Source organism: Enterobacter sp. HG048 (genome assembly GCF_024702055.1).
Lineage (GTDB): Bacteria > Pseudomonadota > Gammaproteobacteria > Enterobacterales > Enterobacteriaceae > Enterobacter > Enterobacter dykesii.
Genome location: NZ_JANLIZ010000008.1, coordinates 1 through 26,560 on the forward strand (window position 1 = coordinate 1; position 26,560 = coordinate 26,560).

A 26,560-nucleotide genomic window follows, 5' to 3' on the forward strand; every position below is an offset into this window, starting at 1 on the left:
GCCCCTGACAGCGCGCTCGACACCTGGTTGGGGATGCCGACCATCTGTAAACCCTGCTGCAGGTAGCCCACCAGCAGCGCCGCCAGCGCGGTACCCACAACCGAACCTGAACCGCCGTAGATATTCGCCCCGCCGAGCACCGCGGCGGTGAGCGCAGGCATCAGCAGATCGCGGCCCAGATCCGAACGCGCCGAGCCGAAGTAGGAGACCATCACCAGCGCAGCAACCGCCGAGGCCACGCCCACCAGGCCGTACAGCGCATAGGGCATGCCGTTCACCGACAGCGCCGCATAGCGCGCCGCGCGAGGATTCTGGCCGATTAAAAACAGGTGACGACCAAAGCGCCCGCGATGGGTAATCAGCCAGAAAAAAAACGTAATCACCGCGAACAGCAACAGCGGGATCGGCAAGCCCAACACCGTGAGGTTAGCGAACGCGGTGAAGCTGTCCGGGAAGCCGCCGATGCCCTCGTAGCCCGTCGCCCCGGCCATGCCGGAGAGCAACAGCGCGCCGCCGCCGTAGAGGTAGAGCGTGCCGAGGGTGATAACCAAAGGACTGATGCCGGTGTAGTGGATCAGCGCGGCATTAAATAATCCGCACAGCAGGCCGAGCAGCAGCGTCAGCGGAATAGCGACCGCCATTGGCCACCCGGACTGCATCATCACGCCCAGCGCGATGGCGCACAGGCCGATGGTTGAGCCGAGGGAGATGTCGATCCCGCCGCTGATGATCACAAGCGTGAGCGGCAGCGCCACGATGCCGATGCAGATAAAATCGCTGGTGCTGAACAGCAGCATGTTAATGTCGAGCATGCGCGGGTTGATGGCGCCAAAGAGCAGGATCTCCAGCACCAGCAAAATCAGCAGCGCGCTTTCCCAGTTAAGCCTCATTTACGCCACCTCTTTTTTGCGTTTGGGAAACGGGGTGACGTGCTTTCCCCCTCTGTTACCCGGCTGGAAGCGACCGTACTTCAGCGCCCGCTGATGGCGCGCCAGCGCCTGACGCAGACGTCCGTCGAGCACCAGCACGCCCAGCAGCACCAGCCCGGCGATAAAGTCGTTCCACCACGCCGGGAGCCTGAACAGCACCAGCACGGTATCGATTTGGGTCAGGAAGAAGGCGCCCAGCAGCGCGCCTATCAGCGTGCCGGTGCCGCCCAGCAGCGAAATACCGCCGAGCACGCAGGCGGCGATGGCCTTCATCTCCAGCCCGCTGCCGGTCTGGTTGGGCACAAAGCCAATCTGCGCGGCAAAGACGATCCCGGCGCAGGCCGCCAGCATGCCGTTCAGGGTAAAGGCGAGCATCCGCGTGCGGTTCACCGCCACGCCCAGCTGGCGCGCGGCGGCGAGGTTATCCCCCACCGCGTAGAAATCACGACCGAACGCGGTGCGCGAGAGCGTCCACGCGCCGGTGACCGCGATAACCAACACCAGCATGCCGAGCGGCGAAATGCCGATGGCGGCAGGCTCAGAGAGGGATTTCAGCCCAGGCGGCAGCCCCTCAATCCACTTCCCGCCCGTCCAGAGCAGCATCGCGCCGCGGTACAACCCCAGCGTGCCGAGGGTGGCGACAATTGCCGGAATGCGCAGCCCTACCACCAGAAAACCGTTGAACGCACCGGCCAGCGCGCCAATAGACAGCGCGAAGAGAATGGAAACGGGCAGGCTGTAGCCGCTGTTCAGCGCCACGCCGACGGCAATGGCGGACAGCCCGACGGTGGAGCCGACGGACACGTCGATATTGCGGGTCAGCATCACCAGCGCGGCACCGATGGCCAACAGGATCAGGATCTGCGCGCTGGCGAAGATCATCCCCAGCGTCTGCAGGCTGAAGTAAGAAGGGTTCAGCGCCACCAGCACGGCGAACAGCGCCAGAATGGCGAGAAACGCGCTCAGCTCGCGGTTTTTGAGTAAGGTCTTCATGATTGGCCTCCAAACGCCAGCGCCATCATTTTGTCGAGGCTGACGGCGTGGCGCGGCAGCTCGCCGCTGAGCACGCCCTGATGCATCACCAGCACGCGGTCCGCAAGGCCCGGGAACTCGTCAAGATCGCTTGAGATCATCAGCACCGCCACGTTCTGCGCCGCCACGCTTTTTATCAGCTGGTAGATATCGGCGCGCGCCGAGACGTCCACCCCGCGTGTGGGTTCATCGACAATCAGCAGCAGCGGATTGGCCTCCAGGCAGCGCGCCAGCAGCACCTTCTGCTGGTTGCCGCCGGAGAGCGTGCGCACGGTTTGATCCGCATGGTTGAGCTTGATCCCCAGCGCCCGGTGATAGCGCTCCACCACCGCAGACTCCCGCTTGCGCTGCTGCCAGAGAGACGGCTCGTTCAGCGCCACGGTATTCCAGCGGATCGGCGCGTCGAGGAACAGGCCGGACACCTGCCTGTCCTCCGGCAGATAGACCAGCCCTTTTTCCAGGCGTGAACTTACCGGATCGCCGGTGATCTCCTGGTTTTCCAGCCAGATGCGGCCCCCGCGTACCTGCCGCAGGCCGTAGAGTGTTTCCGCAAACTCGGTGCGCCCGGATCCCACCAGCCCGGCCAGGCCGACGATCTCGCCGGCGTAGAGCTCAAGGCTAAGATCGATAAACCCCTCACCGGTGAGATCGTCAACGCGCAGCACCGGGAAATCCTGTGGCTGGGTGCGCCGGTTGCCCGGCAGCGCCAGCCACAGCTTTTGCCTATCGCTGAGTGATTTATCGCGGCTCACCGGCGTCATGGCGGCGATCAGGGCGCTGTCGTCAAACCGCGCGGTTTCGCCGCTCAGCACCACCGCGCCGTCGCGCATCACCGAGACGTGGCTTGCCAGCTGGCGAATCTCCGGCAGCTTGTGCGAGATAAAGACAATCCCGACGCCGAGCGCCTGCAGGGCGCGGATCTGGCGGAACAGCCGCTCGGTTTCGCCGGGCGTGAGGGAGGCCGTGGGTTCGTCGAGGATCAGGATCCTGGCGTTGCGCATCAGCCCGCGCAGGATCTCCACCATCTGCTGATCCGCCACTTCCAGGGTGCTGGCAGCGGCGTCGAGGTTAAGCTGGCACTGTAGCTGCTGGAGCTTCTCCGCCAGCCGCTTTTCCAGATCGCGTTCGCGCGGCAGGCGAAACAGGATATTTTCCCGCACCGTCAGGTTGGGGAACAGCAGCGGCTCCTGCGGCACCAGATAAATACCTAACCCGTGCGCCTGAGCGGGCGTGAGGCGCGCATATGACTGCCCCTCGACAGAAAGTTCACCGCTGTCCGGCGTTTCCACCCCGGCGATGATCTTCATCAGCGTCGATTTTCCCGCGCCGTTTCCGCCCATCAGCGCGTGCACTTGGCCCGCAAGCAGCGTGAAATCTATGCCTTTTAGAACCGGCACGCCTGAGAACTGCTTGCTGATATTCCGCGCGTCGAGAAGTGAGGTCATCATCGCTCCGCTATTGAACAAATGATTTTTAGATTTAATAATGTTCAAAAGCGTAGACGGTGAACTATATTTACAACCGTGCAGGGATCACAGTTTTATCGATTGAGATACAGATAAACCAGAAACGATCTAAAAGATCCGTTTTGTCGCGTGGCTCACATTTTCCCTTCGCGCCATCACGAACATATGATCTAAATTTTTATAAGAGTTCAATTATGAGCGATAAACGCACTGCGGAAGAAGGACGGTTTGCCGGGCTGGCACTGGCGGAAGAGGAACTCGTGGCGCGCGTGGCCTGGTGCTACTACCACGACGGATTAACCCAGAACGACATCGGCGAGCGGCTCGGGCTGCCGCGCCTGAAGATCTCCCGCCTGCTGGAAAAAGGCCGTCAGTCCGGGGTGATCCGCGTGCAGATCAACTCCCGCTACGAGGGATGTCTGGCGCTGGAGACCGAGCTACAGCAGCGTTTTGGCCTGAAGCTGGTGCGCGTGATGCCAGCGTTAAATACGCCGCCGATGAACGTGCGGCTCGGCATTGGCGCGGCGCAGTCGCTGATGGGCGTGCTGGAGCCCGGCCAGCTGCTGGCGGTGGGGTTTGGTGAAACCACCATGAGCAGCCTGCAGCACCTGAGCGGCTTTATCAGCTCGCAGCAGATCCGCCTGGTGACGCTCTCCGGCGGCGTCGGGCCGTATATGACGGGTATCGGCCAGCTGGATGCGGCCTGCAGCGTCAGCATGATCCCCGCCCCGCTTCGCGTGTCATCCGCAGAGGTTGCCGGGATCTTAAAACGCGAGACCAGCGTGCGGGACGTGATCCTCGCCGCGACGGCCGCCGACGTGGCGGTGGTCGGCATTGGTTCGGTGAACCAGCGCCGTGACGCCACGATACTGCGATCCGGCTATATCAGCGAAGGTGAACAGCTGATGTACGCCCGCAAAGGCGCGGTCGGCGACATTCTCGGTTATTTCCTCAATGCCGAAGGGGAATGCGTCGAGGAGCTGGAGATCCATAAAGAATTACTGGGCGTCACGCTCGATGAACTGGCGCAGCTGCCCACCATCGTTGGCGTGGCCGGGGGGGAAGAGAAAGCCGATGCGATTTATGCCGCACTGAAGGGTCGCCGTATCAATGGCCTGGTGACGGAGGAGACGACAGCCCGCGCGGTGCTGGCCCTGACGTAACGGGCAGGCCCTGCGCTAACAACGAGGCAAGCTCATGAGTTACCTTTTAGCGTTAGATGCAGGGACAGGCAGCGTTCGCGCCGTTATTTTCGATTTAGAGGGCAACCAGATTGCCGTCGGCCAGGCCGAGTGGAAGCACCTGAGCGTGGAGAACGTGCCGGGATCGATGGAGTTCGACCTCGACACCAACTGGCGGCTGGCCTGCCAGTGCATTCACCAGGCGCTTGAGCTGGCGCATCTGAGCGCGGCGGATATTCAGTCCGTCGCCTGCTGCTCGATGCGCGAAGGGATCGTGCTGTACGACCGCAACGGCGAGGCCATCTGGGCCTGCGCCAACGTCGACGCCCGCGCCAGCCGCGAGGTGGCCGAACTCAAAGAGATCCACGACGACCGTTTTGAATCCGAGGTGTATGAAGTTTCCGGACAGACGCTGGCGCTGAGCGCCATGCCGCGCCTCCTGTGGCTGGCGCACCATCGTCCTGACATCTACCGTAAAGCCGCCACCATCACCATGATCAGCGACTGGCTGGCGGCGAAGCTCTCCGGCGAGCTGGCGGTCGACCCGTCTAACGCGGGCACCACCGGCATGCTGGATCTGTTTTCCCGCGACTGGCGTCCGGCGCTGCTCGACATGGCCGGGCTGCGCGCCGATATTCTCTCCCCGGTGAAAGAGACCGGCACCGTGCTGGGCGCGATCACCAAAGAGGCCGCGCAGCAGAGCGGCCTGCGCGAGGGCACGCCGGTGGTGATGGGCGGCGGCGACGTGCAGCTGGGCTGTCTGGGGCTGGGCGTGGTCCGCGCCGGCCAGACGGCGGTGCTGGGCGGCACCTTCTGGCAGCAGGTGGTCAACCTGCCGCAGGTGCGCACCGACCCCGAGATGAACATCCGCGTGAACCCGCATGTTATTCCCGGCATGGCGCAGGCGGAGTCGATCAGCTTCTTCACCGGGCTGACCATGCGCTGGTTCCGCGACGCCTTCTGCGCAGAGGAAAAGCTGATTGCCGAGCGGATGGGGATGGACACTTATTCCCTGCTGGAAGAGATGGCGAGCCGCGTGCCGGCGGGCTCCTACGGGGTGATGCCGATCTTCTCCGACGCGATGCATTTCAAGCAGTGGTACCACGCCGCGCCGTCGTTTATTAACCTCTCCATCGACCCGGAAAAGTGCAACAAAGCGACGCTGTTCCGCGCCCTGGAGGAGAACGCGGCGATCGTCTCGGCCTGCAACCTGGCGCAGATCTCGCGCTTCTCCGGCGTGACGTTTGAAAGCCTGGTATTTGCAGGCGGCGGGGCCAAAGGCGCCCTGTGGAGTCAAATTTTAAGCGACGTTACCGGGCTGCCGGTGCGCGTGCCGGAAGTGAAAGAGGCAACGGCGCTCGGCTGCGCGATTGCCGCAGGCGCGGGCGCGGGGCTGTTTGCGGATATGGCCTCGACGGGCGAGCGGCTGGTGAAGTGGAGCCGCGAGTTCACGCCGAACCCGCAGCGCCGGGAGCTGTACGACGGCATGATGCAGAAATGGCAGGCGGTGTACGCCGACCAGCTCGGGCTGGTGGACAGCGGGCTGACGACGTCGATGTGGCAGGCACCGGGGCTAGCAAAAACCCACACCCCTCACCCTGCCCCTCTCCCCTGAGGGGAGAGGGAAAAAACCAGATCGAGCCAATTCTTTGAGACCGCACCAGCCAGTCCCCTCTCCCCTTTGGGGAGAGGGTTGGGGTGAGGGGCGAAGTTCTTTGAGATCTATCACAATCATTCGATCCCGCTTTTACCTTTCCGCTGCCGCTGGCTAAATTAGTAACTCATCCGACCACATAACAATAATTTTACACTGGAAGAGACTATGAGCCGCTACCCGTCGTTATTCGCACCCCTCGATCTGGGGTTCACCACACTCAAAAACCGCGTGTTGATGGGCTCAATGCACACGGGGCTGGAGGAACATCCGGACGGGGCCGAGCGTCTGGCGGCCTTCTATGCCGAGCGCGCCCGCCACGGAGTGGCGCTGATTGTCACCGGCGGCGTGGCCCCTGCGCCTTCCGGCGTGGGAATGGAGGGCGGCGCGGTCCTGAACGATGCGTCACAGCTGCCGCACCACCGTATTGTGACCGACGCGGTACACCGCGAGGGCGGAAAAATCGCCCTGCAAATCCTGCATACCGGGCGCTACAGCTACCAGCCGAACCTGGTCGCGCCGTCGGCCATTCAGGCGCCAATCAACCGCTTTAAACCTCACGCCCTCAGCCACGATGAGATCCTGGCGCTGATCGACGACTTTGCCCGCTGCGCGGCGCTGGCGCGTGAGGCGGGCTACGACGGCGTGGAGGTGATGGGCTCAGAAGGCTATCTGATTAACGAGTTTCTCGCCGCCCGCACTAACCAGCGCGATGACGAATGGGGCGGCGACTATGCCCGCCGGATGCGCTTTGCCGTGGAGGTGGTGCGCGCGGTGCGCGAACGTGCGGGCGCGGACTTTATTATCGTCTTCCGTCTCTCGATGCTCGATCTGGTAGAGGGCGGCGGCACGTTCGACGAGACCGTGCAGCTGGCGCAGGCGATTGAAGCCGCAGGCGCCACCATTATCAACACCGGCATCGGCTGGCACGAGGCGCGCATCCCGACCATCGCCACGCCGGTGCCGCGCGCGGCGTTCAGCTGGGTAACGCGCAGGCTGAAGGGCAAAGTCTCTGTTCCGCTGGTCACAACTAACCGCATCAACGATCCGCAGGTGGCGGACGATGTGATTTCGCGCGGCGACGCCGATATGGTGTCGATGGCGCGTCCGTTCCTCGCCGATGCCGAACTGTTGTCCAAAGCGCAAAGCGGCCGTGCGGACGAGATTAATACCTGCATCGGCTGCAACCAGGCCTGTCTGGATCAGATCTTCGTCGGGAAGGTCACCTCCTGCCTCGTGAACCCGCGCGCCTGCCACGAAACCAAAATGCCGATCGTTCCGGCGGTCAATAAAAAGCGCCTGGCCGTGGTGGGCGCTGGCCCGGCGGGCCTGGCGTTTGCGGTGAATGCCGCCTCGCGAGGCCACAGCGTGACGCTGTTTGATGCGCTGGCGGAGATTGGCGGGCAGTTTAATATCGCCAAACAGATCCCCGGCAAAGAGGAGTTCTATGAAACCCTGCGCTACTACCGCCGGATGATCGAACTGACTGGCGTCGAGCTGCGGCTTAACCAGTTTGTGAATGCGGCAGACCTGATCGGTTTCGATGAAGTGATCCTGGCGAGCGGGATCGTCCCGCGCACGCCTGCGATCGAGGGTATCGATCATCCGAAGGTGTTGAGCTATCTGGATGTATTGCGTGACAAAGCGCCGGTCGGCGAGAAGGTGGCGATTATCGGCTGCGGCGGGATCGGCTTTGATACCGCCATGTACTTAAGCCAGCCGGGCGAGGCCACCAGCCAGAACATTGCCGAGTTTTGCGTGGAATGGGGTATCGACACCAGCCTGAGCCAGTCCGGCGGGCTACGCCCGGAAGGGCCGCAGTTGCCGAAAAGCCCGCGCCAGATCGTGATGCTGCAGCGTAAGGCCAGCAAGCCGGGCGAAGGGCTGGGCAAAACCACGGGATGGATCCACCGTGCCACCCTGCTCTCTCGCGGGGTGAAGATGATCCCGGCGGTAAGCTACGAGAAGATCGACGATGAGGGGCTGCACGTCACGATCGGCGGCGAACCGCAGCTGCTGCGCGTGGATCATGTCATTTTATGTGCCGGGCAGGAGCCGAAACGGGATCTGGCGGACCCGCTGCGCGAAGCCGGTAAAACGGTGCATCTGATCGGCGGGTGCGACGTGGCGATGGAGCTGGATGCGCGACGCGCAATTGCGCAGGGCACCCAGCTTGCACTGATGATTTAGCGACGACGACCCAGCTTCACGGATTTCAGCACCACGAATTTGTTGTTGGTGGCAATCGTGACGCAGTTGCCGAAAATCTTCTTCAGCTTGTGGAAGTAGTCCAGATGGCGGTTAGCCACGATATAAAGCTCGCCGTTGATTTTCAGGCAGCGGCGCGCGTGGTGGAACATCTCCCACGCGACGTTATCCGTCAGGGCGTGCTTCTGGTGGAACGGCGGGTTGCAGAACACGGCGTTGAAGCGGAACGGCTCCACGCCCGACAGCGCGTTGTTGATCATAAACTCGCAGCGGTCCAGCGCTTCCGGCATGTTGGTTTCCACGTTCAGACGGCTGGAGGCCACCGCCATCGGCGACTCGTCGCTGAACACCACGCTGGCGTCCGGGTTCTTCGCCAGCAGCGTCAGGCCAATCACGCCGTTACCGCAGCCCAGATCGACAATCTCACCTTCCAGATTTTCCGGCAGATGTTCCATAAAGAAACGCGCCCCGATATCCAGCCCGGTGCGGGAGAAGACGTTCGCATGGTTGTGGATGGTCCAGTCGGTGCCTTCCAGCTTCCAGCTCAGGGTTTCCGGCGCGTCGGCCAGCTCCGGCGCGCTGAAGGTGCAGTTGATCAGGCGCGCTTTTTTCCACGCCAGCGTGGTGGTGGTTGGGCCGAGGACCTTCTCGAACAGCTCCAGCGTCGAAGTGTGAATATCGCGCGCTTTAGCACCCGCGATGATGCGCGTTTCCGGCGTCACCACTTTACGCAGGGCGCGCAGCTGCTGCTCCAGCAGCGCCATGGTTTTTGGTACTTTGATCAGTACCACACCCGGCGCCTGCGGGTAATCCGCGGTGCTGTCGAGGAACTTCACGCTGGACTCTTCGAGGTCGTTATGGCGCAGGTTTTCACGCGTCGCCAGCTCGCTCAGGTAGGAATCGCCGATGCTGTACGGCGTGTGCTCCGCCAGGGCGCAGCCCAGCGCGCCAAAGGCGTCATTCAGGATCAAAACCGGGCCGCGGATTTCAGTCTCATCCAACTGCTGCAGCAGATATTCATCCGCCGCTTCCCACGCCATGAGCGGGTTAACGTCGTCCGTTTCCGGGAAACGTTTAAGGTTGAGTGAACGGAAACCGTTGTCTAAGTGGCTCATCGGCCCTCCTGAATGGTAAAATTTGGCGTATCCCTGAAAAGGGTGCGTGAGTATACCCGTTTTATTGTCGATTTGGGGCGTTGATGAACCAACTTACTTATCTCCAGGGCTATCCGGAGCATTTACTGTCTCAGGTTCGCAACCTGATTGCCGAGCAGAAGCTCGGCGCGGTGCTGGAAAAACGCTATCCCGGCACGCACGATTTCGCGACCGATAAGGCCCTCTGGCAGTATACGCAGGATCTGAAAAGCCGGTATCTGAAGAGCGCGCCGCCGATCAACAAGGTGATGTACGACAACAAGATCCACGTGCTAAAAAACGCGCTCGGCCTGCACACCGCCATCTCCCGCGTACAGGGCGGCAAGCTGAAGGCGAAGGCCGAAATCCGCGTCGCGACGGTTTTCCGTAACGCACCGGAAGCCTTTCTGCGGATGATCGTGGTGCACGAACTGGCGCACCTGAAGGAGAAAGAGCACGACAAAGCCTTCTACTCCCTGTGCTGCCACATGGAGCCGCAATACCACCAGCTGGAGTTTGATACTCGTCTGTGGCTTACGCATTTATCGTTAAATGGTAATGCGGAATAGCGCACGCGAATTGTCATGATGACGTGCTACAGTGGCTAAAGGTTCCCCGCTACGGAGTACGTAAACGTTTATGATACGTTTCGCAGTCATTGGAACGAACTGGATCACGCGCCAGTTCGTCGACGCCGCCCACGAAACCGGCAAACTGAAACTTACCGCAGTCTATTCCCGCAGCCTTGAGCAGGCGCAGAGTTTTGCCAACGATTACCTCGTTGAGCATCTCTTCACCTCGCTTGATGAGATGGCGCAAAGCGACGCCATTGACGCGGTGTATATCGCCAGCCCGAACTCCCTGCACTTCCCGCAAACGAAGCTGTTCCTCAGCCATAAAAAGCATGTGATTTGCGAGAAGCCGCTGGCGTCAAATATTGCGGAAGTGGAAGCGGCCATTGCGCTTGCCCGCGAAAACCAGGTGGTGCTGTTCGAAGCGTTCAAAACCGCCAGCCTGCCGAATTTCCTGCTGCTGCAGCAGTCGCTGCCGAAAATTGGCAAAGTGCGTAAAGCCCTTATCAACTACTGCCAGTACTCGTCGCGCTACCAGCGCTATCTGGACGGCGAGAATCCGAACACCTTTAACCCGGCCTTCTCGAACGGCTCGATTATGGATATCGGTTTCTATTGCCTGGCCTCCGCCGTGGCCCTGTGGGGCGAACCGCACGGCGTCAGCGCCACCGCCAGCCTGCTGGAGAGCGGCGTGGATGCGCACGGTGTAGCGGTGCTGGACTACGGTGATTTTAGCGTCACGCTGCAGCACTCCAAAGTCAGCGATTCCGTGCTGCCGAGCGAAATTCAGGGCGAAGCGGGCTCGCTGGTTATCGAGAAGATCTCCGAGTGCCAGAAAGTGAGCTTTGTGCCGCGCGGCGGCAAAGCGCAGGAGCTGACGCAGCCTCAGCATATTAACACTATGCTCTATGAGGCAGAGGTCTTCGCCCGTCTGGTGGAAGACAATGAAGTGAATCACCCTGGCCTCGCGGTGAGCCGCACCACGGCGAAGCTGCAAACGGAGATCCGTCGCCAGACCGGCGTGGTATTCCCGGCAGACGGCGTGAGCGCGGAAGTTATCGCGTAAAGCTGTGTAATGAAACGGTGCAGACCATTGACGAAACCGATGGCCTGACATATTTTGTTACCTGCAAAGGGGAGTAACTTCTTCGCCGGTGGATCGTCATTACGATGCGTGCAAAACCGCATCCGGTCGCCGGGCAACCTTCATGGTTGTAAGTGAGACCTTGCCGGGAGGCGAGGTCTATGCATAAAAAGCTAACGGCTATCGTCTTCTGACCATGGCCGTTTTTGTTTTTTATGTGTAAGGAAAATAGTATGCATTCTGTCGGCACTCCAATGTTGTGGGGCGGATTCGCGGTTGTCGTGCTCATCATGCTGGCGATCGACCTCTTTTTGCAGGGCCGTCGCGGCGCGCACGGCATGACCATGAAGCAGGCCGCCGCCTGGTCGCTGGTCTGGGTTACCCTTTCCCTGCTGTTCTGTGCTGCCTTCTGGTGGTACCTGGCCTCGACCGAAGGCCGCGCAGTGGCCGACCCTCAGGCGCTCGCCTTCCTCACCGGTTATCTGATTGAAAAAGCCCTGGCGGTTGATAACGTCTTCGTCTGGCTGATGCTGTTCAGCTACTTTGCCGTGCCTGCTGCCCTGCAGCGACGCGTGCTGGTCTACGGCGTGCTGGGCGCGATTATCCTGCGTACCATCATGATCTTCGCCGGCAGCTGGCTGATTACCCAGTTCGAATGGCTGCTGTACGTCTTCGGCGCGTTTCTGCTGTTCACCGGGGTCAAAATGGCGCTGGCGAAAGAAGACGGCTCCGCGATTGGCGATCGCCCGCTGGTGAAGTGGATCCGTGGTCATCTGCGCATGACCGATAAGATTGAGAGCGAGCACTTCTTCGTGCGCAAGAACGGCCTGCTGTTTGCCACCCCGCTGCTGCTGGTACTGATTCTGGTTGAGCTGAGCGACGTGATTTTCGCGGTGGACAGCATTCCGGCGATCTTCGCGGTGACCACCGACCCGTTCATCGTCCTGACCTCAAACCTCTTCGCCATCCTCGGCCTGCGTGCGATGTACTTCCTGCTGGCGGGCGCGGCGGAGCGCTTCTCAATGCTGAAGTACGGTCTGTCAGTGATCCTGGTGTTTATCGGTATCAAGATGCTGATTGTTGATTTCTACCATATCCCGATCGCCATTTCGCTCGGCGTGGTGTTTGGCATTCTGATCGTGACGCTGATTATCAATACCTGGGTTAACCGCCAGCACGATAAGAAGCAGCAGGTGGAGTAATCCCCCTCACCCCTACCCTCTCCCACAGGGAGAGGGTGAACACACTTTTGTAACGCAACAGTTAAAAAATATGATGTGACACGTAAAATCCAGCATTTTACGCTTCCTTCCTTTCGCGCATTCCCTATACTCGACCAGGCAAACATTTACTTACATCCGGACATAAATGTGACTAAGAGCACATCAGGATGGAACGCAATTTCACTCAGGAAAAACGTATGAGCACACAATCAAGCGGTCTGTTCGCGCGCCTGGCGCAGGGCAGCCTCGTTAAACAAATTCTGGTCGGACTGGTGCTGGGTATTTTGCTGGCGATGGTGTCAAAACCTGCGGCGGAGGCCACAGGGCTGCTCGGTACCCTTTTCGTTGGCGCACTGAAGGCCGTGGCGCCGGTACTGGTTCTGATGCTGGTCATGGCGTCGATTGCCAACCACCAGCACGGACAAAAAACCAACATTCGCCCCATTCTGTTCCTTTATCTGCTGGGAACCTTCTCGGCGGCCTTAACGGCCGTGGTGTTTAGCTTCCTGTTCCCGTCCACGCTGCACCTGACCAGCGGGGCCGGTGACATCACGCCGCCATCCGGCATTGTCGAAGTGCTGCGCGGACTGCTGATGAGCATGGTTTCTAACCCCATCACCGCGCTGATGAGCGGAAACTACATTGGCATCCTGGTCTGGGCGATTGGTCTGGGCTTCGCGCTGCGTCACGGTAACGACACCACGAAAAACCTGGTCAACGATCTGTCCAACGCCGTCACCTTTATGGTGAAGCTGGTGATTCGCTTTGCGCCAATCGGCATTTTCGGGCTGGTCTCCTCTACGCTTGCAACCACCGGTTTCGACGCGCTGTGGGGCTATGCGCAGCTGCTGGTTGTGCTGGTCGGCTGTATGCTGCTGGTGGCGCTGGTGATTAACCCGCTGCTGGTGTTCTGGCAGATCCGCCGTAACCCTTATCCGCTGGTGCTGACCTGCCTGCGCGAGAGCGGCGTGTATGCCTTCTTCACCCGCAGCTCTGCGGCGAATATTCCGGTGAACATGGCGCTGGCGGAAAAGCTGAACCTGGACCGCGATACCTATTCCGTGTCGATTCCACTGGGCGCAACCGTGAACATGGCGGGCGCGGCAATCACCATTACCGTGCTGACCCTGGCGGCGGTGCATACGCTGGGCATTCCGGTGGATCTGCCAACCGCATTGCTGCTGAGCGTCGTGGCGTCGCTGTGTGCCTGTGGCGCATCCGGCGTAGCGGGCGGTTCGCTGCTGCTGATCCCGCTGGCGTGTAATATGTTCGGCATCCCGAACGAGGTTGCAATGCAGGTCGTGGCCGTCGGCTTTATCATCGGCGTACTGCAGGACTCCTGCGAAACCGCGCTGAACTCCTCTACCGACGTGCTGTTTACCGCAGCAGCCTGTCAGGCGGAAGACGCGCGTTTAGCGAAGAACGCCCTGCGAGGTTAACAGCAAAACGGCAACCCTGAGGTTGCCGTTTTTAGTGTTTGTAGCCTCTCTCCGTGGGAGAGGCTCAGGGTGAGGGCATCTGGCCACACCGGTTAAAGCGTCACACCACTCTTAAAGATCGCCAGCTCGCGGAAGTCGTTCTTCTCGTTACAGGTCTGCTTGCCGTTAGCAAATTCCACGATAGTGTCCACGAACTCCGTCAGCAGCTGCGGCATGGCTTTGCCGTGAATCAACTGGCCCGCATCAAAGTCGATCCAGTGCTTTTTCTTTGCCGCCAGCTCGCTGTTGGTGGCGATTTTCACCGTCGGCACAAAACCGCCGTACGGCGTGCCGCGACCGGTACTGAACAGCACCATATGGCAGCCGGCACCCGCCAGCGCGCTGGTGGCGACCGCATCGTTGCCCGGTGCGCTCAGCAGGTTCAGACCGTGCGTTTTCAGGCGCTCGCCGTAGCGCAGCACGTCCACCACCTGGCTCGCGCCCGCTTTCTGGGTGCAGCCGAGGGATTTCTCTTCCAGCGTGGTGATCCCGCCCGCTTTATTGCCCGGCGACGGGTTCTCGTAAATCGGCTGATTGTGGGCGATGAAGTACTGTTTGAAGTCGTTCACCATGGTGACGGTCTTCTCAAAGGTCTCTTCGTCGCGGCAGTGGCTCATCAGAATACGCTCCGCGCCGAACATTTCAGGCACTTCGGTCAGCACCGTCGTGCCGCCGTTGGCAATCACGTAATCCGAGAAGCGGCCCAGCATCGGGTTGGCAGTAATACCGGAAAGGCCATCAGACCCGCCGCACTCCAGCCCAAACTTCAGCTCGCTCAGCTTGCCCGGCTCGCGCCTGTCGTGACGCATCACCTCATAAAGCTGGTGTAGCTGTTCAACGCCCGCTTCCACTTCGTCGTCCTGATGCTGGCACACCATAAAGTATACTCGCTCAGGATCGAACTCGCCCAGCGTGTCGCGGAAGGCGTCCACCTGATTGTTCTCGCAGCCCAGGCCAATCACCAGCACCGCGCCCGCGTTTGGATGACGCACCATGTTCTGCAGCATGGTGCGGGTGTTAATGTGGTCGTCACCCAGCTGCGAGCAGCCGTAGGTGTGGCTGAACAGATGTACGCCGTCAGTCCCTTCGGCGTTGCTGGTCTCTTTCAGGAAGCGCGTCTGGATCTGACGCGCAATTCCGTTGACGCAGCCGACGGTCGGGAGGATCCACAGCTCGTTGCGGATCCCCACGTCACCGTTGGCGCGACGGTAGATCTGCACCTCACGATCCGCCGCCTGACGCTCTTCCACCGGTAAATCAGGTTGATAGCTGTACTCGTCCAGATCGCTCAGATTGGTGCGGGTATTGTGGGAGTGAATGTATTCACCCGGCGCAATATCCGCCAGCGCATGGCCGATGGGCAAACCGTACTTCACCACGTTCTCCCCTTTCGCAATGGGGATCAGGGCAAACTTGTGTCCACGAACGATCGCCTGACGCAGGGTGACGCTCTGGTTATCAACGGTCACCACGTCGCCTTCAGCGAGATCCGTCAGCGCGACGGCCACGTTATCCAGCGAATGGATTTTGATGTATTGCATATCAACCTCAAACGGCCTTAGTTCAGTTCAATGGCGAAGTAGTCACGCGCATTGTTAAAGCAGATGTTTCTCACCATTTCGCCCAACAGCTGGATATCCGCTGGCGCTTCGCCCGCGTGTACCCAGCGGCCAATCATCTGGCACAGAATGCGGCGGAAATATTCATGACGGGTATAGGACAGGAAGCTGCGGCTGTCGGTCAGCATGCCGACAAAGCGGCTCAGCAGACCCAGCTGCGCCAGCTGCGTCATCTGACGCTCCATGCCGTCTTTCTGATCGTTAAACCACCAGCCGGAACCGAACTGCATCTTGCCCGGCATCCCTTCGCCCTGGAAGTTGCCGACCATGGTACCCAGCACTTCGTTATCGCGCGGGTTCAGGCAGTACAGGATGGTTTTAGGCAGCAGGTTTTGTTCGTTCTGTTTGCTCAGCAGTTTTGACAGCTCTTCCGCCAGCGGACGGTCGTTGATGGAGTCGAAGCCTACGTCAGCACCGATCAGTTTGAACTGGCGCTGGTTGTTATTGCGCAGCGCGCCAATATGGTACTGCTGTACCCAGCCGCGACGCGCGTATTCCGCACCGAGGAATACCAGCACCGCCGTTTTGAACTGCGCCACTTCGTGCTCGCTTAAGACTTCGCCAGAGAGACGACGCGCCAGAATGCTGTCCAGCTCGGCTTCGTTTGATTCCGCAAACAGCACCACGTCCAGCGCGTGGTCAGACACTTTACAGCCGTGCGCCGCGAAGTGATCCAGACGTTTGGTCAGCGCGGTTTGCAGATCGGTGAAACGACGGATGTCGGTATCCGACACTTCCGCCAGCTTCGCCATGTAGTCGGTGAAGGTGGCCTGCTCAATGTTGAAGGCTTTGTCCGGGCGCCAGCTTGGCAGCACTTTGATATCGAAAGAGGTGTCTTTCGCGACAACGGCGTGATGTTCCAGGGAGTCAATCGGATCGTCGGTGGTGCCCACCATCTTAACGTTCATCTGCTTCATGATGCCGCGCGCGGAGAAGTTATCCTGCGCCAGCAGCGCGTTGCAGCGATCCCAGATTTCATCCGCGGTCGTTGGGGAGAGCAGCTTGCCGGTGATGCCAAACGGACGGCGGAGCTCAAGATGGGTCCAGTGGTAGAGCGGGTTGCCGATGGTGTGCGGAACGGTTGCCGCCCAGGCGTCAAATTTCTCGCGGTCGGTCGCATCGCCGGTACACAGGCGCTCAGCCACGCCGTTGGTGCGCATGGCACGCCATTTGTAGTGGTCACCCTTCAGCCAGATGTCATACAGGTTTTTGAAGCGATAATTTTCGGCAACCTGCTGCGGCGGTAAATGGCAGTGGTAGTCGAAAATCGGCTGATCTTTTGCATAGTCGTGGTAAAGGCGGCGAGCAAATTCGGTATCTAACAGAAAATCTTCGGTCATAAACGGCGTCATTATCGTCTTCCTCATTACGGGAGCGCAGAAAGCGTATGTTCATATGCTGCAAAGTTATCACACCAATTTCCACCAACCGAAGCTTTTTTCGTGAGTGGGATCAATAAACGCCAACAAATAAATTACCCTCAATGGAGTAAACCCTTCTGCAGACCGCGCCAATTCTGGCTTTTCGCGCGAAGATTAATGTCCCCACAAAGAATCATACATTTGTGATGTCACTCACCTTTTAAAGTTGTATGACAAGTTATCTTTTCGCCGTCGCAAACACTCAGCCGACGGAATGCATTACCGGTGTGAGAGACATCGGGTTTAACGGTACGGATACCGACTTATGCACGCTTACTTATGGCAAGGTTCGGGCCGTTCCGGGACATGCTCCTGGTTACGCCCCTCCCGTTACACAACTGCTCCCGGAAACGGTTGAGAGGTTGCCGTGCTCTGGCGCGGAAATAACATAACGATGAGGTTTTAGATGCGTAAAATTAAAGGGTTACGTTGGTATATGATCGCGCTGGTGACGTTAGGCACCGTGCTGGGCTACCTGACGCGTAACACCGTGGCAGCAGCAGCGCCAACGTTGATGGAAGAGCTGCATATCTCCACGCAGCAATACTCCTACATCATTGCCGCCTATTCCGCGGCTTATACCATCATGCAGCCTGTTGCGGGCTATGTGCTGGACATTCTCGGTACCAAAATCGGTTATGCCTTCTTCGCCATCGCCTGGGCGGTGTTCTGCGGCGCAACCGCGCTGGCAGGCAGCTGGGGTGGACTGGCGCTGGCGCGCGGTGCGGTCGGTGCGGCAGAAGCCGCGATGATCCCGGCGGGTCTGAAGGCCAGCTCCGAGTGGTTCCCGGCGAAAGAGCGTTCCATCGCGGTCGGCTACTTCAACGTAGGCTCGTCCATCGGGGCAATGATTGCGCCGCCGCTGGTGGTGTGGGCCATCGTGATGCACAGCTGGCAGATGGCGTTCATCATCTCAGGCGTGCTGAGCTTTGCCTGGGCGATGGCGTGGCTGATTTTCTATAAACATCCGCGCGATCAGAAAAAGCTCTCTGAAGAAGAACGCGAATACATCATTGGCGGTCAGGAAGCGCAGCATCAGACCAACAACGGCAAAAAAATGACCGTCTGGCAGATTCTGGGCACCCGTCAGTTCTGGGGTATCGCTCTGCCGCGTTTCCTGGCTGAACCGGCCTGGGGGACCTTTAACGCGTGGATCCCCCTGTTCATGTTTAAAGTCTACGGCTTTAACCTGAAAGAGATCGCGATGTTCGCCTGGATGCCAATGCTGTTCGCTGACCTGGGCTGTATCGTGGGCGGCTACCTGCCACCGCTGTTCCAGCGCTGGTTTGGCGTGAACCTGATTGTTTCCCGTAAAATGGTGGTGACCATGGGCGCGCTGCTGATGATTGGCCCGGGCATGATTGGCCTGTTCACCAGCCCGTATGTCGCCATTGCCCTGCTGTGCATCGGTGGCTTTGCTCACCAGTCCCTGTCCGGGGCGCTGATAACACTCTCGTCTGACGTCTTTGGTCGTAACGAAGTGGCAACCGCCAACGGCCTGACCGGCATGGCCGCCTGGACCGCGAGCACCATGTTTGCACTGGTGGTCGGCGCGCTGGCGGATACCATCGGCTTCAGCCCGCTGTTCGCGGTGCTGGCGATCTTCGACCTGATGGGTGCGGTGGTTATCTGGACGGTGCTGAAAAGCAAATCGGCAGAGGAACTGGCGAAAGAGTCCCTCGGGAAACCGGCGACGCAGAGTTAGCGAAAATACGTTTCGCCGAAGCCGCCTCCGGGCGGCTTTTTTAATGGCAAAATCTGGAGAGTGGCACGCAAAAGTGGTATAACAAATCATCTGCCGTACCCTGCCTGGAGCGCATATGGAAATCACCGAACCACGTCGTTTGTATCAACAACTTGCTGCGGAGCTGAAAGATCGCATCGAGCAAGGGGTCTATCTTGTCGGTGATAAACTTCCCGCCGAGCGCTTTATCGCGGATGAAAAAAGCGTCAGCCGCACCGTGGTGCGTGAAGCAATTATCATGCTGGAAGTGGAAGGCTACGTTGAGGTACGCAAAGGCTCCGGCATTCACGTGATTTCTAATCTGCCGAAACACTCTCCCGTCGCGGATGAAAGTCTTGAATTCGCCAGCTATGGTCCGTTTGAGCTGCTCCAGGCTCGCCAGCTGATTGAAAGCAATATTGCTGAGTTTGCGGCGACGCAGGTGACCAAGCAGGACATCATGAAGCTGATGGAAATCCAAGAGAATGCCCGTAAGGAAAAATGTTTCCGCGATTCAGAGTGGGATCTGCAGTTTCACGTCCAGGTCGCCCTGGCAACCCAAAATACGGCCCTGGCGGCAATCGTAGAAAAAATGTGGACTCAGCGCGTTCACAACCCCTACTGGAAAAAACTGCACGACCATATCGATTCCCGTACCGTCGACAACTGGTGCGACGATCACGACCAAATCCTTAAGGCCCTGATTCGTAAAGATCCGCATGCCGCCAAGCTGGCGATGTGGCAGCACCTGGAAAACACCAAGCAGATGCTGTTCAACGAAACCAGCGATGACTTCGAATTTAACGCTGACCGCTATCTTTTTGCCGATAATCCTGTTGTTCATCTCGATACGGCGTCCAGTGCCGCAAAATAGATGACCTTTCTGCTGGCAGGCGCTACGTCGCGCCTTCCGGCTTCAGTGGGTAAGCAAAACATATATAGTGTCAGCCTTTGTAAATCCCCTCGCTCACTTCCTGGGCTTACGCCAAAATCAACTCACGCCTGCAAATTCTGTGACGCAGAACGTTGGGCTTTGTTACAATTGGATTCAATTCCTTATTTTGTAAGTTAGTGCTTGCTAACCAGCCAATTAACAGGGAACAGTGTTGGCCACACCGCAATGTGTCCGCGAGCGACCATAATGAAATCACAACAATGTCGCCGTGCTGTTTGTCCCGGATAACAGGCGTGACGTTAACCGATTTCCAGGAACACTGAATGGAACTTTTGACCCAACTACTGCATGCCCTCTGGGCGCAGGATTTTGAAACGCTGGCCAACCCTTCCATGATTGGCATGCTCTATTTCGTCTTGTTTATGATCCTGTTCCTCGAGAACGGCTTGCTGCCTGCTGCCTTCCTGCCCGGTGACAGTTTGCTGGTGCTTGTCGGCGTGCTGTGCGCCAAAGGGGCGATGGCGTTTCCACAAACCATTTTATTACTGACCGTTGCGGCCAGCCTCGGCTGCTGGGTGAGCTATATCCAGGGACGATGGCTGGGCAATACCCGGATCGTCCAGAACTGGCTCTCTCATCTTCCCGCACATTATCACCAGCGGGCGCACCACCTTTTCCACAAGCACGGGCTTTCCGCACTGCTGATTGGCCGCTTTATCGCCTTTGTTCGCACCCTGTTGCCGACCATTGCCGGTCTGTCGGGGCTGAGCAGCGCGCGCTTCCAGTTCTTTAACTGGATGAGCGGCCTGTTATGGGTGCTTATTCTGACGACGCTCGGCTATGCGCTGGGGAAAACCCCGGTCTTCATGAAATATGAAGACCAGCTGATGTCCTGCCTGATGCTGCTGCCCGTTGTGCTGCTGGTCTTCGGGCTGATTGGCTCACTGGTCGTGCTGTGGAAAAAGAAATACGGAGCCAGAGGCTGACGATGGCTATCTCACCGCTCGCCCTGCGCCGTTTTGCCGTTGTCGTGATTACGCTGATCGTCCTCAGCGCCATGCTGCTGGCATGGAGCGCGCTTTCGCATCAGGAATCGACGCTGGCCATCCGCCCAGTAAACCAGGGCGCCAGCGTGCCTGATGGTTTTTCCGTCTGGCATCATCTGGATGCGAACGGGATCCGCTTCAAGAGCATTACCCCGCAGGATGACGTTTTACTGATCAAGTTTGATTCCCGTGCGCAAAGTGCCGCCGCGAAAGTGGTTCTCGACCGTACGTTGCCGCACGGGTATATCATTGCCCAGCAGGAAGATGAGAGCCAGCCTGCAGCCTGGCTCTCATTGATTCGCGATACGTCGCATCGGTTTGGATAACTTCCAGGATTCCGAATCTTTTCACTCACTTTGGTGAATCCCCCGTTTACTTACTATGCTTAAGTACGCGGAGCACCCCTCAATGTACTCCGCATAACTTTGGATAGCGGCTTATGCCGCCACACAATGGAAGGTTTCGATAATGAAATTCCGCATGACTCTGGCTCTGGCCCTTTTTTCTTTAAGCACAGCATCCTTCGCAAACTCTCTCTGTCAGGAGAAAGAACAGGATATTAAGCGTGAGATCGGTTATGCCGAAAAGCATAACAATCAGCACCGTGTTGATGGTCTTAAAAAAGCGCTTAGCGAAGTGAAAGCGAACTGTTCAGACAGCAAGCTTCGTGCCGACCACCAGAAGAAAATCGCTGAACAGAAGGACGAGATAGCCGAGCGCCGTCGCGACCTGCAGGAAGCGAAAGAGAAAGGGGATGCGGAAAAAATTGCCAAGCGCGAGAAGAAGTTGAAAGAAGCGCAGGATGACCTGAAAGCGCTGGAAGCTCGCGATTATTGAGTTAACGGAAATCTCAACAGGAGAGAGAATCATGTCAAAAGATACGACGTCTGAACATCTGCGCGCTGAACTAAAATCCCTGGCCGATACCCTTGAAGAGGTGCTGAACTCCTCTGCTGACAAGTCAAAAGAAGAGGTCAGCAAGCTGCGCAGCAAGGCGGAGCAGGCGCTGAAAGAGAGCCGTTATCGCCTGGGTGAAACCGGTGATGCGCTGGCGAAACAGACCCGCGAAGCGGCTGCCCGCGCGGACGAATATGTGCGTGATAATCCATGGACGGGTGTAGGGATTGGTGCCGCAGTGGGTGTGGTACTGGGTGTCCTTCTGACGCGTCGCTGATATGGAAGATCCTCGTCACGCACAAGGGCCTGCTAACAACGTCCTCGGCATCGGCCAGCGTATTTTAACGACGCTGGTCGGGATTGCCGAAACGCGCGTCCGGCTGGCAGTGGTCGAACTGGAAGAGGAGAAAGCGAACCTCTTCCAGATGCTGCTGATGCTCGGACTTACCATGCTCTTCGCCGCGTTTGGTCTGATGAGCCTGATGGTGTTAATCATCTGGGCAATTGACCCGCAGTATCGTCTTAACGCGATGATTGCCACCACCGTCGTTCTGTTGGTCGCAGCGTTGATAGGCGGTATCTGGACTCTGCGTAAAGCGCGCAAGTCCACTTTCCTGCGCCATACGCGTCAGGAGCTGGCGAACGATCGCGCTCTGCTGGAGGATGACAAGCCGTGAGCGATAAAGCGGAACGTCAGAAGCGAAAAGCGTACCTGTTAAGTCAGATCCAGCAGCAACGGCTGGATCTGTCTGCCAGCCGCCGCGACTGGATTGACGCGACGCGACGGTTTGACCGCGGCTGGAACACCTTCCTGAGCCTGCGCTCATGGGCGCTGGTCGGCAGCAGCGTGATGGCTATCTGGACGGTTCGTCATCCAAATATGCTCATCCGCTGGGCACGTCGTGGATTCGGTGTCTGGAGCGCCTGGCGTCTGGTGAAAGCCACGTTGCGTCAGCAGCAGCTGCGGTGATAAAAGCAAAACGGTAACCCAGGTTACCGTTTTTTGTTTTTGCGCCCTCTCCCCGTGGGAAAGGGTTGGGTGAGGGCACCAGCGCGCACGCCCCTTACTCAATATCTTTGAAGAAGATTGACAGTTTTCCTTGCTAACAATTACCACCCGCCCCGTTTATTATCCTCTCCATCGACAGCAACGCCGCGGTATCTACCCGGAATTGCAGACAAATAACGTTCAGCCGCTGATGTGGTTTCCTGGAGAGTAAAATGAAAAAATTAGAAGATGTTGGTGTACTGGTAGCGCGTATTCTGATGCCAATTCTGTTCATCGTGGCAGGTTGGGGAAAAATCACCGGTTATGCGGGTACCCAGCAGTATATGGAAGCCATGGGCGTTCCGGGGTTCCTACTGCCGCTGACCATTCTTCTTGAGTTCGGCGGCGGCCTGGCGGTACTGTTCGGCTTCCTGACCCGTACCACCGCACTGTTTACCGCAGGCTTCACCGTGCTGACAGCGTTCATCTTCCACAGCAACTTTGCGGAAGGCGTGAACTCTCTGATGTTCATGAAAAACCTGACCATCGCGGGTGGCTTCCTGCTGCTGGCCGTCACTGGCCCGGGCGCATACAGCATCGACCGCGTTCTGAATAAGAAATGGTAAGCACGCTATACTGAATGAACACAAAGCGAGGAGACATCTCCTCGCTTTTGCTATCTGACGGAGGAGAAAAAATGGGACAACTCGTAGACGGCGTATGGCAGGATGTCTGGTATGACACCAAATCCACCGGAGGTCGCTTCAAGCGCTCAGTTTCGGCCTTCCGTAACTGGCTGACCGCCGACGGTGCGCCGGGCCCGAGCGGCGAAGGCGGCTTCGCGGCAGAGAAAGACCGTTATCATCTTTATGTTTCGCTTGCCTGCCCGTGGGCACACCGCACGCTGATTGTGCGCAAGCTTAAAGGTCTCGAAACCTTAATTCCGGTTTCGGTCGTGAACCCACTGATGCTGGAAAACGGCTGGACGTTTGACAGTGATTTCCCCGCGGCGACCGGCGACGATCTTTACCACCACGATTTCCTTTACCAGCTCTATCTGCGCGCCGATCCTCACTACACCGGGCGCGTTACCGTGCCGGTGCTGTGGGACAAGAAAAACCAGACGATTGTCAGCAATGAGTCTGCGGAAATCATCCGCATGTTCAATACCGCCTTTGACGCGCACGGCGCCCGTGCCGGAGATTACTATCCGGTTGAGCTGCGTGAGAAAATTGACGAGCTGAACAGCTGGATTTACGACAACGTCAACAACGGTGTCTACAAGGCCGGTTTCGCCACCAGCCAGGAAGCGTATGACGAAGCGGTCGGAAAGGTGTTTGAATCGCTTGAGCGTCTCGAGCAGATCCTGGGCCAGCATCGCTACCTGACGGGCGATCGCCTGACGGAAGCGGATATTCGCCTGTGGACCACGCTGGTTCGCTTCGATCCGGTCTATGTCACCCACTTTAAGTGCGACAAGCACCGCATCAGCGATTACCTGAACCTGCACGGTTTCCTGCGCGACATCTACCAGATGCAAGGGATCGCCGAAACGGTCGACTTCGACCATATTCGCACCCACTATTTCCGCAGCCACAAAACCATCAACCCAACGGGCATTATCTCCATTGGGCCGTGGCAGGATCTGGATGAACCTCACGGGCGCGACGTCCGATTTGGCTAAATATTAAGGGCATCACCAGATGCCCTTTTTTAATTCACAATCTCCATCTATCCTTACCTCGATCGCTTAGAAAACAAGTGATTGACTGACTAATGAGGCAAGGAAAATGGACTGGTATTTAAAAGTACTGCGTAACTACATTGGATTTGGTGGCCGCGCCCGCCGCAAAGAGTACTGGATGTTCGTTCTGGTGAACTTCGTTCTGATTATGGTGCTGGGCATCGTGGATAAAATTCTTGGCTGGGAGCGGGCTGGCGGTGAAGGCGTACTGACCACCATCTATGGCCTGTTAGTCCTGCTGCCATCGTGGGCGGTACTGTTCCGTCGGCTGCACGATACCGATCGTTCGGCGTGGTGGTTGCTACTTCTGCTGATCCCGATTGTGGGCTGGATCGTGATTTTGATCTTCAACTGCCAGAGCGGGACGCCGGGCGAAAACCGCTTTGGTCCGGATCCTAAGATCGGCGCGTAAATTACTGCCCGGTGGCGCTTACGCTTACCGGGCCTGTACGCTTATTTGTTGTGGTGCGCAAAGAGCTTTGGAATTTCTCGCAGGCACCACGATTTGGCTTCGCCCATGCTGTCGCGACGCCACGCCATAATGATATCCACTTCGCTGGTGTACTCCGGGCTCACGACCCGCAGTCGCCCTTCCGCAATATCTTTTTCCACAAACGGGTACGGCATTGTCGCCACGCCCAGACCGGCCAGCAGCGCCTGCCTTTTATCTTCCAGCGAAGTCACCGTCAGGCGAGGCTGTTTATCCAGCAGCTGCACCGTCAGCACCGGACGCTCGCGCGCGGTATCCGCGACCGCCACGCCGCGATACTTCACGCGTGTGACCTCAGAGAGCGGCTCCGGCTCCTGATGAATCGGGTGATTGGGTGCGGCAACGTAAACGTTCATCACGCTGTAGAGCTTGCGCGAGTTGATTTCCGACGATGAGCGGAAGTGCATGTCCGGGGCGATGACAATATCCGCCCTGCCCGTCTCCAGACGTTCCCACGCGCCTGCCAGCACCTCGGTGATGATGGACAGCTGCGTATTAGCCTTCGCCGCCAGGCGGTCCACCAGCGGGAACAGCGCTTCAGTCGGCACCAGCGCTTCGGTAACTAACGTCAGATGGGTTTCCCAGCCGCGCGCCAGCGCTTCGGCGTCTGTCGTCAGCTTGTCCGCCGCTTCCAGCAGCACGCGGCCGCGCTCCAGCAGCATTCGCCCCACGTTGGTGAATTTAGTTCGATGACCGGAGCGGTCAAACAGCACCACGTCCAGTTCTTCCTCCAGCTTCTGCATGGTGTAGCTTAGCGCAGACGGAACGCGCCCCAGCTCATCTGCCGCCGCCGCAAAACTGCCGCGCCGGTCAATCGCGTCCATGACGCGAAGCGCCTCAAGCGTCAATGCTCTCTCTTTAGCCATCTCGTTCTCATTCAGGAAATTTGAACATACCGGGCAGAATATCTGGCTAACAATGCAGCGTCCATACCTTTACCATTGTTTTAGTGTAAAGAGAGGTCAAGTTTATGATTACGACAAGAACAGCTAAACAGTGCGGACAAGCCGATTTCGGTTGGCTGCAGGCCCGCTACACCTTTTCCTTTGGACACTACTTTGACCCTAAACTCCTCGGTTACGCTTCATTGCGCGTGTTGAATCAGGAAGTCCTCGCCCCGGGCGCCTCCTTCCAGCCGCGTACGTACCCGAAAGTCGATATCCTGAACCTGATCCTGGAAGGCGAGGCAGAATACCGCGATAGCGAGGGCAATCATGTCCAGGCAAAGGCTGGCGAAGCGTTGTTAATTTCCACGCAGCCGGGCATCAGCTACAGCGAGCATAACCTCAGCAAAGATAAAACGCTGACCCGCATGCAGCTGTGGCTGGACGCCTGCCCCGAGCGGGAAAATCCGCTGGTACAGAAGTTAGATTTAACGGGCGATAAACAGCAGCTGATTTCATCGCCGGATGGCAGTAAAGGTAGCCTGCAGCTGCGCCAGCAGGTGTGGCTGCACCATATCGAACTGAAGAAAGGTGAACAGGCGAGCTTCCAGCTTCATGGTCCGCGCGCCTATTTGCAGTCTATCCACGGTACGGTACACGCGGTGACGCACACGGAAGAGAAAGAAGCGCTCACCTGCGGCGACGGGGCGTTTATTCGTGATGAAGCGAACATCACCCTGGTGGCGGATACGCCGCTGCGCGCGCTGCTGATTGATTTGCCGGTTTAGAGAATGCCCTCACCTTAACCCTCTCCCAATGGGAGAGGGAACCGATCGAGCCACGGCAGAATCATCCGGCGCCGTTCGCGACGTACGAAATCACGCTGCCAGCGA

26 protein-coding genes are annotated in these 26,560 nt (G+C 58.4%); 19 read left to right on the forward strand and 7 right to left on the reverse strand.

The window, feature by feature from the left end; translation table 11 throughout:
* The 3 genes from lsrD to lsrA all read right to left on the reverse strand — a co-directional run.
* A partial coding sequence (lsrD, locus tag NUX24_RS11275) for an autoinducer 2 ABC transporter permease LsrD (RefSeq protein WP_257831571.1) occupies positions 1 to 890 on the reverse strand: 890 nt, incomplete at its 3' end.
* Positions 891 to 1,922 (reverse strand): autoinducer 2 ABC transporter permease LsrC, encoded by a 1,032-nt coding sequence (gene lsrC / locus NUX24_RS11280; RefSeq protein WP_257831573.1) that lies wholly within the window; start codon positions 1,920 to 1,922, stop codon positions 891 to 893. It lies immediately after the preceding gene.
* The gene (lsrA, locus tag NUX24_RS11285; RefSeq protein WP_257831736.1) at positions 1,919 to 3,406 is read right to left on the reverse strand and encodes an autoinducer 2 ABC transporter ATP-binding protein LsrA; all 1,488 of its coding nucleotides are present in this window, start codon (positions 3,404 to 3,406) and stop codon (positions 1,919 to 1,921) included. Before lsrA ends, lsrC begins: the two co-directional genes overlap by 4 nt.
* 215 nt (positions 3,407 to 3,621) lie before the next feature.
* On the opposite strand from lsrA, the gene lsrR reads away from it, so the two are divergent.
* The 3 genes from lsrR to NUX24_RS11300 all read left to right on the forward strand — a co-directional run bounded on the left by lsrR (position 3,622) and on the right by NUX24_RS11300 (position 8,452).
* On the forward strand, positions 3,622 to 4,590 hold the full coding sequence (gene lsrR, locus NUX24_RS11290) for a transcriptional regulator LsrR (RefSeq protein WP_010435856.1): 969 nt from the start codon (positions 3,622 to 3,624) through the stop codon (positions 4,588 to 4,590).
* Positions 4,591 to 4,624: 34 nt separating this feature from the next.
* Positions 4,625 to 6,223: an autoinducer-2 kinase gene (gene lsrK / locus NUX24_RS11295; protein ID WP_257831576.1), complete on the forward strand. Its 1,599-nt coding sequence runs from the start codon at positions 4,625 to 4,627 to the stop codon at positions 6,221 to 6,223.
* A gap of 207 nt (positions 6,224 to 6,430) precedes the next feature.
* On the forward strand, positions 6,431 to 8,452 hold the full coding sequence (locus NUX24_RS11300) for an NADPH-dependent 2,4-dienoyl-CoA reductase (protein WP_257831578.1): 2,022 nt from the start codon (positions 6,431 to 6,433) through the stop codon (positions 8,450 to 8,452).
* Here NUX24_RS11300 and rlmG read toward each other — a convergent pair.
* Complete coding sequence (rlmG, locus tag NUX24_RS11305; RefSeq protein ID WP_214576916.1) at positions 8,449 to 9,585, reverse strand: 23S rRNA (guanine(1835)-N(2))-methyltransferase RlmG; 1,137 nt, start codon at positions 9,583 to 9,585, stop codon at positions 8,449 to 8,451. The genes NUX24_RS11300 and rlmG overlap by 4 nt on opposite strands.
* An 83-nt stretch (positions 9,586 to 9,668) precedes the next feature.
* Here rlmG and NUX24_RS11310 point away from each other — a divergent pair, with 83 nt between their 5' ends.
* The 4 genes from NUX24_RS11310 (at position 9,669) to sstT (ending at position 13,921) form a co-directional block, all read left to right on the forward strand.
* The gene (locus NUX24_RS11310; RefSeq protein ID WP_126329223.1) at positions 9,669 to 10,172 is read left to right on the forward strand and encodes a YgjP-like metallopeptidase domain-containing protein; all 504 of its coding nucleotides are present in this window, start codon (positions 9,669 to 9,671) and stop codon (positions 10,170 to 10,172) included.
* A gap of 70 nt (positions 10,173 to 10,242) precedes the next feature.
* Complete coding sequence (locus tag NUX24_RS11315) at positions 10,243 to 11,241, forward strand: Gfo/Idh/MocA family protein (protein ID WP_257831582.1); 999 nt, start codon at positions 10,243 to 10,245, stop codon at positions 11,239 to 11,241.
* 251 nt (positions 11,242 to 11,492) lie between these two features.
* Entirely contained in the window at positions 11,493 to 12,461 is a 969-nt protein-coding gene (locus NUX24_RS11320; RefSeq protein WP_023309283.1) for a TerC family protein, read from the forward strand.
* A gap of 218 nt (positions 12,462 to 12,679) precedes the next feature.
* Entirely contained in the window at positions 12,680 to 13,921 is a 1,242-nt protein-coding gene (sstT, locus tag NUX24_RS11325) for a serine/threonine transporter SstT (protein WP_126329221.1), read from the forward strand.
* A gap of 92 nt (positions 13,922 to 14,013) precedes the next feature.
* Here the strand turns inward: sstT and NUX24_RS11330 are convergent, their stop codons facing one another.
* Both NUX24_RS11330 and uxaC read right to left on the reverse strand, forming a co-directional pair.
* On the reverse strand, positions 14,014 to 15,501 hold the full coding sequence (locus tag NUX24_RS11330) for a UxaA family hydrolase (protein WP_257831585.1): 1,488 nt from the start codon (positions 15,499 to 15,501) through the stop codon (positions 14,014 to 14,016).
* Positions 15,502 to 15,518: 17 nt separating this feature from the next.
* On the reverse strand, positions 15,519 to 16,931 hold the full coding sequence (gene uxaC / locus NUX24_RS11335; protein ID WP_126329219.1) for a glucuronate isomerase: 1,413 nt from the start codon (positions 16,929 to 16,931) through the stop codon (positions 15,519 to 15,521).
* Positions 16,932 to 17,406: 475 nt separating this feature from the next.
* Between uxaC and NUX24_RS11340 the strand changes: the two genes are divergently transcribed.
* The 11 genes from NUX24_RS11340 to NUX24_RS11390 all read left to right on the forward strand — a co-directional run bounded on the left by NUX24_RS11340 (position 17,407) and on the right by NUX24_RS11390 (position 24,705).
* Positions 17,407 to 18,705, forward strand: a complete 1,299-nt coding sequence (locus NUX24_RS11340) for an MFS transporter (RefSeq protein ID WP_023333537.1) — start codon at positions 17,407 to 17,409, stop codon at positions 18,703 to 18,705.
* Positions 18,706 to 18,820: 115 nt separating this feature from the next.
* On the forward strand, positions 18,821 to 19,597 hold the full coding sequence (exuR, locus tag NUX24_RS11345; protein ID WP_023309288.1) for a transcriptional regulator ExuR: 777 nt from the start codon (positions 18,821 to 18,823) through the stop codon (positions 19,595 to 19,597).
* A gap of 344 nt (positions 19,598 to 19,941) precedes the next feature.
* Positions 19,942 to 20,604: a DedA family general envelope maintenance protein YqjA gene (gene yqjA, locus NUX24_RS11350; protein ID WP_008503144.1), complete on the forward strand. Its 663-nt coding sequence runs from the start codon at positions 19,942 to 19,944 to the stop codon at positions 20,602 to 20,604.
* A 2-nt stretch (positions 20,605 to 20,606) separates the two neighbouring features.
* Positions 20,607 to 20,990, forward strand: coding sequence for an EnvZ/OmpR regulon moderator MzrA (gene mzrA / locus NUX24_RS11355; RefSeq protein ID WP_257831590.1), 384 nt, complete (start codon positions 20,607 to 20,609; stop codon positions 20,988 to 20,990).
* A 142-nt stretch (positions 20,991 to 21,132) separates the two neighbouring features.
* Positions 21,133 to 21,501: a DUF1090 domain-containing protein gene (locus tag NUX24_RS11360; RefSeq protein WP_257831591.1), complete on the forward strand. Its 369-nt coding sequence runs from the start codon at positions 21,133 to 21,135 to the stop codon at positions 21,499 to 21,501.
* Positions 21,502 to 21,532: 31 nt separating this feature from the next.
* On the forward strand, positions 21,533 to 21,838 hold the full coding sequence (locus NUX24_RS11365; protein WP_008503141.1) for a YqjD family protein: 306 nt from the start codon (positions 21,533 to 21,535) through the stop codon (positions 21,836 to 21,838).
* Between the two features lies 1 nt (position 21,839).
* Positions 21,840 to 22,238 (forward strand): phage holin family protein, encoded by a 399-nt coding sequence (locus NUX24_RS11370; RefSeq protein ID WP_014885329.1) that lies wholly within the window; start codon positions 21,840 to 21,842, stop codon positions 22,236 to 22,238.
* Positions 22,235 to 22,531, forward strand: coding sequence for a YqjK-like family protein (locus NUX24_RS11375; protein ID WP_257831594.1), 297 nt, complete (start codon positions 22,235 to 22,237; stop codon positions 22,529 to 22,531). Before NUX24_RS11370 ends, NUX24_RS11375 begins: the two co-directional genes overlap by 4 nt.
* A gap of 251 nt (positions 22,532 to 22,782) precedes the next feature.
* Positions 22,783 to 23,175 (forward strand): DoxX family protein, encoded by a 393-nt coding sequence (locus NUX24_RS11380; RefSeq protein ID WP_023309292.1) that lies wholly within the window; start codon positions 22,783 to 22,785, stop codon positions 23,173 to 23,175.
* Positions 23,176 to 23,246: 71 nt separating this feature from the next.
* Positions 23,247 to 24,233, forward strand: a complete 987-nt coding sequence (locus tag NUX24_RS11385; protein ID WP_257831597.1) for a glutathione S-transferase family protein — start codon at positions 23,247 to 23,249, stop codon at positions 24,231 to 24,233.
* Positions 24,234 to 24,339: 106 nt separating this feature from the next.
* A complete protein-coding gene (locus tag NUX24_RS11390; protein ID WP_023615581.1) occupies positions 24,340 to 24,705 on the forward strand; it encodes a DUF805 domain-containing protein in 366 nt (121 codons plus the stop codon).
* Positions 24,706 to 24,746: 41 nt separating this feature from the next.
* On the opposite strand, the gene yhaJ is transcribed toward NUX24_RS11390, so the two are convergent.
* Positions 24,747 to 25,649, reverse strand: a complete 903-nt coding sequence (yhaJ, locus tag NUX24_RS11395) for a DNA-binding transcriptional regulator YhaJ (protein WP_008503135.1) — start codon at positions 25,647 to 25,649, stop codon at positions 24,747 to 24,749.
* Positions 25,650 to 25,753: 104 nt separating this feature from the next.
* Between yhaJ and NUX24_RS11400 the strand changes: the two genes are divergently transcribed.
* The gene (locus NUX24_RS11400; RefSeq protein WP_257831601.1) at positions 25,754 to 26,455 is read left to right on the forward strand and encodes a pirin family protein; all 702 of its coding nucleotides are present in this window, start codon (positions 25,754 to 25,756) and stop codon (positions 26,453 to 26,455) included.
* Positions 26,456 to 26,560: the final 105 nt, after the last annotated feature.